This window comes from Pseudomonas sp., assembly GCF_030150285.1.
GTDB lineage: Bacteria > Pseudomonadota > Gammaproteobacteria > Pseudomonadales > Pseudomonadaceae > Aquipseudomonas.
In genome coordinates this window covers 65,943-75,682 of the sequence record NZ_JASLGE010000089.1, presented here as the reverse complement: position 1 = coordinate 75,682, position 9,740 = coordinate 65,943, and the positions used below count along the sequence as shown (strand labels likewise).

General features: G+C 57.7%; 12 protein-coding genes and 1 tRNA gene. All 13 read left to right on the top strand.

Features of this window, described 5'->3' with window-relative positions; translation table 11 throughout:
* Positions 1-99 precede the first annotated feature (99 nt).
* The 13 genes from ruvC to Q1W15_RS20985 all read left to right on the top strand — a co-directional run bounded on the left by ruvC (position 100) and on the right by Q1W15_RS20985 (position 9,530).
* Positions 100-624 (top strand): crossover junction endodeoxyribonuclease RuvC, encoded by a 525-nt coding sequence (gene ruvC / locus Q1W15_RS21045; protein WP_274104833.1) that lies wholly within the window; start codon positions 100-102, stop codon positions 622-624.
* Between the two features lie 89 nt (positions 625-713).
* Complete coding sequence (ruvA, locus tag Q1W15_RS21040) at positions 714-1,328, top strand: Holliday junction branch migration protein RuvA (protein WP_300731829.1); 615 nt, start codon at positions 714-716, stop codon at positions 1,326-1,328.
* A complete protein-coding gene (gene ruvB, locus Q1W15_RS21035) occupies positions 1,329-2,390 on the top strand; it encodes a Holliday junction branch migration DNA helicase RuvB (protein WP_274104831.1) in 1,062 nt (353 codons plus the stop codon).
* Between the two features lie 136 nt (positions 2,391-2,526).
* Positions 2,527-2,994 (top strand): tol-pal system-associated acyl-CoA thioesterase, encoded by a 468-nt coding sequence (gene ybgC / locus Q1W15_RS21030; protein ID WP_274104830.1) that lies wholly within the window; start codon positions 2,527-2,529, stop codon positions 2,992-2,994.
* Positions 2,984-3,679 (top strand): protein TolQ, encoded by a 696-nt coding sequence (gene tolQ / locus Q1W15_RS21025; protein ID WP_274104829.1) that lies wholly within the window; start codon positions 2,984-2,986, stop codon positions 3,677-3,679. Before ybgC ends, tolQ begins: the two co-directional genes overlap by 11 nt.
* 13 nt (positions 3,680-3,692) lie before the next feature.
* A complete protein-coding gene (gene tolR, locus Q1W15_RS21020) occupies positions 3,693-4,145 on the top strand; it encodes a protein TolR (RefSeq protein ID WP_274104828.1) in 453 nt (150 codons plus the stop codon).
* Positions 4,145-5,200, top strand: a complete 1,056-nt coding sequence (tolA, locus tag Q1W15_RS21015) for a cell envelope integrity protein TolA (protein ID WP_274104827.1) — start codon at positions 4,145-4,147, stop codon at positions 5,198-5,200. The genes tolR and tolA overlap by 1 nt, the downstream gene beginning before the upstream one ends.
* A 17-nt stretch (positions 5,201-5,217) precedes the next feature.
* The gene (tolB, locus tag Q1W15_RS21010) at positions 5,218-6,498 is read left to right on the top strand and encodes a Tol-Pal system beta propeller repeat protein TolB (RefSeq protein WP_300731815.1); all 1,281 of its coding nucleotides are present in this window, start codon (positions 5,218-5,220) and stop codon (positions 6,496-6,498) included.
* Positions 6,499-6,550: 52 nt separating this feature from the next.
* Positions 6,551-7,051 (top strand): peptidoglycan-associated lipoprotein Pal, encoded by a 501-nt coding sequence (pal, locus tag Q1W15_RS21005; protein WP_003193861.1) that lies wholly within the window; start codon positions 6,551-6,553, stop codon positions 7,049-7,051.
* Between the two features lie 6 nt (positions 7,052-7,057).
* Positions 7,058-7,876 carry a tol-pal system protein YbgF gene (gene ybgF, locus Q1W15_RS21000; protein ID WP_300731812.1) on the top strand — a complete coding sequence of 273 codons (819 nt, stop codon included), beginning with the start codon at positions 7,058-7,060 and terminating at the stop codon, positions 7,874-7,876.
* Positions 7,877-8,038: 162 nt separating this feature from the next.
* Positions 8,039-8,686, top strand: coding sequence for a 7-carboxy-7-deazaguanine synthase QueE (gene queE / locus Q1W15_RS20995; protein ID WP_300731809.1), 648 nt, complete (start codon positions 8,039-8,041; stop codon positions 8,684-8,686).
* A gap of 19 nt (positions 8,687-8,705) precedes the next feature.
* A complete protein-coding gene (gene queC, locus Q1W15_RS20990; RefSeq protein WP_300731806.1) occupies positions 8,706-9,380 on the top strand; it encodes a 7-cyano-7-deazaguanine synthase QueC in 675 nt (224 codons plus the stop codon).
* Positions 9,381-9,454: 74 nt separating this feature from the next.
* Positions 9,455-9,530, top strand: a tRNA-Lys gene (locus Q1W15_RS20985).
* Positions 9,531-9,740: the final 210 nt, after the last annotated feature.

Genomic DNA, 9,740 nt, shown 5'->3' with positions numbered 1-9,740 from the left:
TCCCCAACGCTCTCGATCGGCGCAGGGGGCTTGCGGCTTCTGCCTTCAAGCCGGTGCGCGGTATGTGCGCAAGGTATTCATTTTCAAGCTGCAGGCGCTATGACTCTTATTCTAGGTATCGACCCCGGTTCGCGGATTACCGGTTATGGCGTGGTACGCGACACCGGTCGGGGCTGTATTTATGTGGCGTCGGGCTGTATCCGCACCGGTAGCGGCGAGTTGCACGATCGCTTGCAGGCGGTGTACCGGGGCGTGCGCGAGGTTATCCAGACCTACGAGCCGATCACCATGGGGATCGAGAAGGTCTTTATGGCCAAGAACGCTGATTCGGCCCTGAAGTTGGGTCAGGCGCGTGGCGCTGCCATCGTCGCGGGCGCGGAGGAAAACCTGGAGATTGCCGAGTACACCGCGACCCAGGTCAAGCAGGCGGTCGCCGGAACTGGCGGGGCGAACAAGGACCAGGTCATGCTGATGGTGATGCATTTGCTCAAGCTCACCAGCAAGCCCCAGGTCGATGCCTCGGATGCCCTGGCCATCGCCCTGTGCCATGCTCATACCCGCTCCAGCTTGCTACCCCATGGCCTGGGCATGGCACGCAGTCGTGGCGGCCGTCTGCGTCTCTGATAGCATCGACGCCCGTACCGCTGCTCAATAGTCCAGGTCCGCTCTGGCGCCTGATGCCGGGGAGCTGACCGAAATTTAAGGATTTGAACGTGATTGGACGCTTGCGCGGCACCTTGGCTGAGAAACAGCCGCCGCACCTGATTCTGGATGTGAATGGCCTCGGCTACGAGCTGGAAGTGCCCATGACCACCCTCTACCGTTTACCGCCGGTCGGTGAGCCGCTGACGCTGCACACGCACCTGGTCGTGCGTGAAGACGCCCAGCTACTCTACGGCTTTGTCGGCAAGCGTGAACGCGACTTTTTTCGCGAGCTGATCCGCCTCAATGGCGTAGGTCCCAAACTGGCGCTGGCCTTGATGTCGAGTCTTGAGGTCGATGAGTTGGTACGCTGTGTCCAGGCCCAGGATACGTCGGCGCTGGTCAAGGTGCCGGGCGTTGGCAAAAAGACGGCTGAACGGCTGTTGGTCGAACTTAAGGACCGTTTCAAGGCCTGGGAAACGGTGCCGAGCATGTTCGCCCTGGTGCCGAACCAGCCTGATGGAGCTGCGCCGGCTGCCCAGCCGAGCGCCGAGACCGATGCGGTCAGCGCGCTGATCTCCCTGGGCTACAAGCCCCAGGAAGCGAGCAAGGCGGTTTCGGCCATCAAGGACAAGAACCTGAGCAGTGAAGACATGATCCGCCGTGCCCTGAAGGGAATGATTTAAGTGATTGAAGCTGACCGTCTGATAACCGCCTCCAGTGGGCGCGACCGCGAAGAGATTCAGGATCGCGCGATCCGGCCCCTGAGCCTGGCCGAGTACATTGGCCAGCCCAAGGTGAAGGAGCAGATGGAGCTGTTTATCCAGGCCGCTCGCGGGCGTAATGAGTCCCTGGATCACACGCTGATCTTTGGTCCTCCCGGGCTGGGCAAGACAACCCTGGCCAATATCATTGCCCAGGAAATGGGGGTGTCGATCAAAAGCACTTCGGGCCCGGTGCTTGAGCGCCCCGGCGACCTGGCGGCGCTGCTGACCAATCTTGAGCCGCACGATGTGCTGTTTATCGATGAAATCCATCGTCTTTCGCCGATTGTCGAGGAAGTGCTGTACCCCGCGATGGAGGATTTCCAGCTCGATATCATGATCGGCGAAGGGCCGGCGGCGCGTTCGATCAAGCTCGACCTGCCGCCCTTCACCCTGGTCGGTGCCACGACCCGCGCCGGCATGCTGACCAATCCGCTGCGCGACCGTTTCGGCATCGTGCAGCGCCTGGAGTTCTACAGCACGGACGACCTGGCAACGATTGTCAGCCGTTCGGGCGGGATTCTCGGGCTGCCCATCGAGGCGGCAGGTGCCTATGAGGTGGCTCGTCGGGCCCGTGGCACGCCACGGATCGCCAATCGGCTGCTGCGCCGCGTGCGTGACTTTGCCGAGGTCCGGGCGAAGGGGCAGATCACCAAGGCGGTGGCAGACCTGGCATTGAACCTGCTGGATGTGGACGAACATGGTTTCGACCATCAGGACCGACGGCTACTGTTGACCATGATCGAGAAGTTCGACGGTGGCCCGGTGGGGGTCGACAGCCTGGCAGCGGCGATCAGCGAAGAGCGCCACACCATTGAAGATGTGCTGGAGCCGTACCTGATCCAGCAGGGCTATATCATGCGTACACCGCGCGGGCGGGTGGTGACGCGACATGCTTATTTACATTTTGGGCTGAATATTCCTTCGCGGTTGGGGGAAATGCCTGTAGTAGACGAATTTCTGGACGCGTTGGACGAGTCATGATCTCTGGGGGGCGTCAATTTTTTTGTCTTTGTGCTGTCCTATAGGCTGGCGTGATCGTTCCTGCTGAATAAAGTCGTCGAACAATGAAAAACAGTTGTCTGGCCGGATTGGCAACCTGAGGAGTAAGCACTAGAGTATGCGCGCGCAAAACGGGCTCCAGTCGTTCGCACATCGTTGTCGCGTTTATTACGAGGACACCGATGCTGGCGGCATCGTGTATTACGTCAATTACTTAAAGTTTATGGAGCGGGCTCGAACCGAGCGGTTGCGGGATCTGGGGTTTGCCCAGTCCGAGCTGGTGGGGGAGAACCTGTTGTTTGTCGTGCATTCCAGCGAGGCCCGTTATCACGTGCCGGCGCGGCTGGACGATGAGCTGCTGGTAAGTGCCGAAGTGATCGAATTGAACCGTGCCAGCCTGCGCTTCAAGCAGCAGGTCAGGCGGGCAACGGATAACGTGCTGCTCTGTGAAGGGCAGTTTCTGGTGGCCTGTGTGCGCGCCGATAGTTTGAAACCCCGGGCCATTCCCGAAGCTTTGCGTGCGGCCTTTGCCGCCGCGAGCGGCGCGGGTACACACTCAGAGCAGGAGATAAAGCGTGGAAGCTAACGTCGTCGACCATTCCTCCATGTGGAGCTTGGTCAGCAATGCCAGTGTCGTTGTGCAGTTGGTAATGCTGATCCTGGTGGCCGCATCGGTGACCTCATGGGTCATGATTTTTCAGCGCAGCAATCTGCTGCGCGCTGGCCGCCGTGCCCTGGAGAGCTTCGAGGAGCGTTTCTGGTCGGGTATCGACCTGTCGAAACTCTATCGCCAGGCGGGTAGCAATCCTGATCCGGACTCCGGTGTCGAGCAGATCTTTCGTGCCGGCTTCAAGGAATTCTCCCGCCTGCGTCAGCAGCCGGGCGTTGAGCCTGAAGCGGTAATGGAAGGTGTTGCTCGCGCCATGCGCGTTGCGATTTCCCGCGAAGAAGAGAAGCTTGAACAGAGCTTGCCATTTCTTGCGACTGTCGGCTCCGTCAGCCCGTACATCGGCCTGTTCGGTACCGTCTGGGGGATCATGAACTCCTTCCGCGGTCTGGCGACTGCCCAGCAAGCGACCCTGGCCACTGTGGCCCCGGGTATTGCCGAAGCGCTGATCGCCACGGCGATCGGTCTGTTCGCGGCCATCCCGGCGGTGATCGCCTACAACCGTTTTGCCGCACGCGGTGAAACGCTGATCAGCCGTTACTACACCTTCGCCGACGAGTTTCAGGCGATCCTGCACCGTAAAGTGCACACCAGCGAAGAGTGAGCAGGTAATTCCCATGGCCCGAGTTCGCCACAAACGCAAGCCGGTCGCCGAGATGAACGTGGTGCCCTACATCGACGTGATGTTGGTACTGCTGGTTATCTTCATGGTTACCGCGCCCATGCTCAATCAGGGTGTGAAGGTCGATCTGCCCAAGGTTTCCAGTGAAGCCCTGCCGCAGGACAACAACACCCAGGTCCTGACCATTTCGATCAAGGCCGACAAGACCTATTACTGGAACCTTGGCAGCGAAGTCGATACCGACAAGCAGCAAGACAGGGCCATGACCCTGCCTCAGATGACGGATGCGGTGACCAAGATCATCCGTGCCGGCAACGAAGGCGGCAAACACACCCAGGTCTTTATCCGGGGCGACAAGAGTGTCGACTACGGATCGGTCATGGGTGCCATGGGGGGCCTGCAGCAAGCCGGGGTCGGTAACGTTGGCCTGATTACCGAGGCGCCCTGATGCAGCAACAGCGAGAGCCGTCCGCCTCGGAAAGCTACTTCTGGCCTAGTGTCTGGGCCATTGCTCTGCATGTCCTGGTATTTGGCCTGCTGTTCGTCAGCTTTGCCATGACGCCTGAGCTGCCGCCTGCCAAGCCGTTTGTGCAGGCGACCTTGTACCAGTTGAAGTCCAAGAGCCCGGCGACGACCCAGACCAACAAGAAAATTGCTGGAGAGGCGAAGAAGACCGCTGCGCGCCAGACTGAAGAAGAGCAGCTGGAGCAGAAGAAGGTCGAGCAGGAAGCCATAAAGGCTGCGGAACAAAAGAAAGAAGATGCGGCTCAAAAAGCCGAGGAATCCAAGAAGGCCGACGAAGCCAAAAAAGCGGATGAGGCCAAAAAGGCTGATGAAGCCAAGAAAGCCGATGATGCCAAGAAGGCAGCCGAAGCGAAAAAGGCCGAAGAGAAAAAGCTAGCCGATATCGCCAAGAAGAAGTCTGAGGAAGAGGCCAAGAAGGCTGCTGAAGAAGAGGCCAAGAAAAAGGCCGCTGAAGAAGCGAAGAAAAAGATCGTCGAGGACGCGAAGAAGAAAGCGGCCGAAGACGCCAAGAAAAAGACTGCAGCCGAAGAAGCGAAGAAAAAGGCCGCTGCCGATGCCGCCAAGAAAAAGGCTCAGGACGCGGCGCGTAAAGCCACCGAGGATAAAAAGGCCCAGGCCCTGGCGGACTTGCTGTCCGACAAGCCCGAGCGCGAAGCGGCGATGGCGGACGAGGTGGGTGAGCAGGTTTCAGGGAATTTCGATGACCTCATTCGCCTGCGCACTGCCGAAGGCTGGAATCGTCCGCCGTCGGCTCGCAAAGGCATGAAAGTTGAGTTGCAGGTCGGTATGCTGCCGGACGGCACGATAACCACGGTGAGCGTGTCTCACTCAAGCGGTGATGGCCCGTTCGATGCTTCGGCGGTAGCGGCAGTCAAGAATATTGGGCGTTTGACGGAAATGCAGGGGTTGAGTGCGAAGGAATTCGCTCCCTATCGTTCGTTCAAAGTTACATTCACACCTGAGGATCTAGCCTTGTGAGAAACCTTCTTCGAGGAATGCTTGTCGTTATTTGCTGTATGGCAGGGATAGCGGCGGCGGATGAAAAGAACATCCTGGTTACCAGTGGTAGCGACAGGGCAACGCCGATCGCGGTGGTGCCTTTTGGCTGGCAGGGTGGCAGCGTGCTGCCGGACGACATGGCCGAGATCATTGGCAATGACCTGCGCAACTCGGGTTATTACGGGCCGATTCCACGCCAGAACATGATCAGCCTGCCGACTCAGGCCAGCGAAATCATCTACCGTGACTGGAAGGCCCTGGGCGCCCAGTACATCATGGTCGGCAATATTGTTCCGGCGGGCGGTCGCCTGCAGGTGCAGTACGCGCTGTTCAACGTCGCGACCGAGCAGCAGGTGCTGACCGGCAGCGTGTCGGGCAGTGTCGATCAGTTGCGCGATATGGCGCACTACATCGCCGATCAGTCGTTCGAAAAACTCACCGGTATTAAAGGCGCGTTTTCGACACGCATCCTGTATGTGACGGCTGAGCGTTTCTCGACCAATAGCACGCGTTACACCTTGCAGCGCTCGGACTATGACGGTGCTCGCGCCGTGACCCTGCTGCAATCGCGCGAGCCGATCCTGTCGCCACGCTTCGCGCCGGATGGCAAGCGTATTGCCTATGTGTCGTTCGAGCAGAAGCGCCCGCGCATTTTCGTGCAGCACATCGACACCGGTCGCCGTGAGCAGATCACCAACTTCGAAGGCCTCAACGGCGCACCCGCCTGGTCTCCGGATGGTTCGCGACTGGCGTTCGTGCTGTCCAAGGACGGCAACCCGGACATCTACATCATGACGCTGGCGACTCGGCAGATCTCGCGTGTCACCAGCGGCCCGGGCATCAATACCGAGCCGTTCTTCGGCAAGGACGGCTCGACGCTTTATTTCACGTCCGACCGTGGCGGCAAACCGCAGATCTACAAATCATCGGTCAACGGTGGCGGTGCCGAGCGTGTGACGTTCGTGGGTAACTACAATGCGAATCCGAAGCTTTCGGCGGATGAAAAAACGCTGGTGATGATCCATCGTCAGGACGGTTTCACCAACTTCAAGGTCGCGGCTCAGGATTTGCAGCGTGGCAGCGTAAAAATTCTTACAGATAGCACTCTTGACGAGTCGCCTACTGTTGCGCCCAACGGCACCATGGTAATCTACGCCACCCGCCAGCAGGGCCGGGGAGTCTTGATGCTCGTGTCCATAAATGGACGCGTAAGGCTCCCGCTTCCTACCGCTCAAGGCGAAGTCAGAGAACCGTCCTGGTCCCCTTACCTGAACTGACGCGGCGCTTTACGTTTTACTTAACACATTGGGGTTCATTAGGAGTTTCACGATGGAAATGCTGAAGTTTGGTAAGTTTGCTGCTCTGGCTCTGGCTCTGTCCGTAGCCGTTGGTTGCTCCTCTAAAGGCGGCGACAATGCCGGTGAAGGCGCAGCTGTTGATCCAAACGCTGGTTACGGCGCCAACACTGGTGCGGTCGACGGCTCCCTGAGCGAAGAAGCTGCTCTGCGCGCTATCACCACTTTCTACTTCGAATACGACAGTTCGGACCTGAAGCCAGAAGCCATGCGCGCTCTGGACGTTCACGCCAAGGACCTGAAAGCTAACGGCGCTCGCGTTGTTCTGGAAGGTAACACTGACGCCCGTGGTACTCGTGAGTACAACATGGCACTGGGCGAGCGTCGTGCGAAAGCCGTTCAGCGCTACCTGGTACTGCAAGGTGTTGCTCCAGGCCAGCTGGAACTGGTTTCCTACGGTAAAGAGCGTCCAGTTGCAACTGGCAACGACGAACAGTCGTGGGCTCAGAACCGTCGCGTCGAACTGCGTAAGTAATTCGTCATGCGAACGTGCCGCCGCGCTGTAACTATTCTGACTCTCAGCCTCATGCCGCTAGCGGCATGGGCTGCGGTTCCTGTGGTCGATGACAACTCTGGCTATAACAATAGCGGGGGGAGTTATCCGTCACCGGGTTATGGTGCGAGCGGCGCCTATGCCGGGGGAGGGGTTTCTACCCCTGTCTCGGCACAGGGTGAGCTGTTCAACCAGTTGCAACAAATGCAGGAACAGATTGCACGCCAACAGGGTGTGATCGAAGTTCTGCAGAATGATATATCTCGCCTGAAGCAAGAAAGCCTGGAGCGATACCAGGAACTTGATCGGCGTATTGGTGCTGGCATTGCTCCTGCTGCCTCGCCTGATAATTCTTCTGCTGGTGGCGTTAATGCCGCCGGTAATACAGCAGCGCCTGCTTCTCAGGCCGCTGCCAGTTCCGAGCCTGCTGATCCGGCGAAAGAGAAGCTCTATTACGATGCTGCTTTCGATCTGATCAAAGCCAAGGACTTCGACAAGGCCAGTCAGGCATTCAATGCCTTTTTGCGCAAATACCCAAATAGTCAGTATGCGGGTAATGCGCAGTACTGGTTGGGCGAAGTGAACCTGGCCAAGGGTGATCTGCAAGGTGCAGGCCAAGCGTTTGCCAAAGTAAGCCAGATGTACCCCAAGCACGGCAAAGTGCCGGACTCGCTGTACAAGCTGGCTGATGTCGAGCGTCGGCTGGGTCATACCGATAAGGTGAAGGGCATTCTGCAGCAAGTGATTGCTCAGTATCCTGGCACTTCGGCGGCACAGTTGGCGCAGCGCGACCTGCAGCGTATGTAAGCCACACGGTGATTTCATCGAGAAACCCGCGCTTGTCGCGGGTTTTTTCGTTAGAATCCACGCCCTTTTATGAAATACGCTCCTTTGCGGTCTGCGTTGACAGGTGCTTTGGAGTGCTGACGGAGGCGGACAGCCTGTTTAGCTGTTACGCCCGTGGCGGATATGCAAGACACATTAAGAATTACCGAAGTTTTTTACTCATTACAGGGTGAAACGCGAACCGCTGGGCTGCCCACCGTTTTTGTACGGCTCACGGGTTGCCCTTTGCGTTGCCAATATTGTGACAGCGCCTACGCCTTCAGTGGCGGCACGGTACGCGGCCTCGACAGCATTGTTGAGCAAGTGGCGGGTTATCGCCCGCGTTACGTGTGCGTAACGGGCGGTGAGCCGCTTGCGCAGCCCAATGCTATCCCGTTGCTTAAACAGCTCTGCGATGCAGGCTACGAGGTCTCGATCGAAACCAGCGGTGCGCTGGATATTTCGGCTGTTGACCCGCGTGTCAGTCGGGTATTGGACCTGAAGACGCCAGGCTCAAAAGAGTCTCATCGTAACCTTTACGAAAACATTGCTCTGTTGGCGCCCAACGACCAGGTCAAGTTTGTGATTTGCTCGCGTGAAGACTACGACTGGGCCGTTTCCAAGCTGATTGAATACGGTTTGGAGCGCCGGGTAGACGAAGTACTGTTTTCGCCGAGTCATCATGACCTCAAGGCCAGCGATCTGGCGGACTGGATCGTTGCGGATAACTTGCCGGTACGCTTGCAGATGCAGCTACACAAATACCTTTGGAACGATGAGTCGGGGCGCTGAAATGATAGAACAAACGGTTATGAGCGAAAAAAGAGCCGTAATACTGCTCTCTGGTGGTCTTGACTCCGCCACTGTCGTGGCCATGGCGCGCGCTGAAGGCTATGCGTGCTACACCATGAGTTTTGATTACGGTCAGCGCCACCGTGCCGAACTGGATGCTGCTGCCCGTGTTGCGCGTGACCTCGGGGCCATTGAGCACAAAGTTATTGGCTTGAATTTGGACGGTATTGGCGGTTCAGCACTGACGGATACTTCAATTGATATACCTGAAGCGCCGAGTGAAGGCATCCCCGTGACCTACGTGCCTGCGCGCAACACCGTGTTCCTGTCGTTGGCGCTGGGCTGGGCCGAAGTATTGCAAGCCCGCGATATTTTCATTGGCGTCAACGCGGTGGACTACTCGGGTTACCCGGACTGCCGCCCTGAATTTGTCGAGGCTTTTGAAGTCATGGCCAACCTGGCGACTAAAGCCGGGGTTGAAGGTTCAGGGTTCCGTATCAAGGCACCGTTGCAGAACCTCAGTAAAGCTCAAATTGTCAGAGAGGGAACGCGGCTGGGTGTGGATTACTCACTGACTGTTTCTTGCTATCAGGCCGATGCCCAGGGGCGCGCGTGTGGCAAATGCGACAGCTGCCGCCTGCGCGCAGAAGGCTTCTCAGCGGCCTCAATTGCGGACCCGACCCGGTATTTTTGAATTATTTCGAATTTATTTCTAACGGGGTGTTGAATTATCGTTAAAAATCAGTATTATACGCACCACAACGAAGCGGGTCGTTAGCTCAGTTGGTAGAGCAGTTGGCTTTTAACCAATTGGTCGTAGGTTCGAATCCCACACGACCCACCATATGGTGACATCAAAACAGCCGGTTTATCCTCAGGATGACCGGCTTTTTTGCGTCTGGCATTTGGTGAAATGCGCGGACTGAAAGGCAAAGAGTGCACCACGCACTTGCTGGCATGCAGCCGTCTTAAGGTGAACGGTAGTTTCGAGCAGGGGTGATGTCAATCTGCAGCAGCCCACTAACAGTGCCATTTGATCAAAATACGAAGCGTC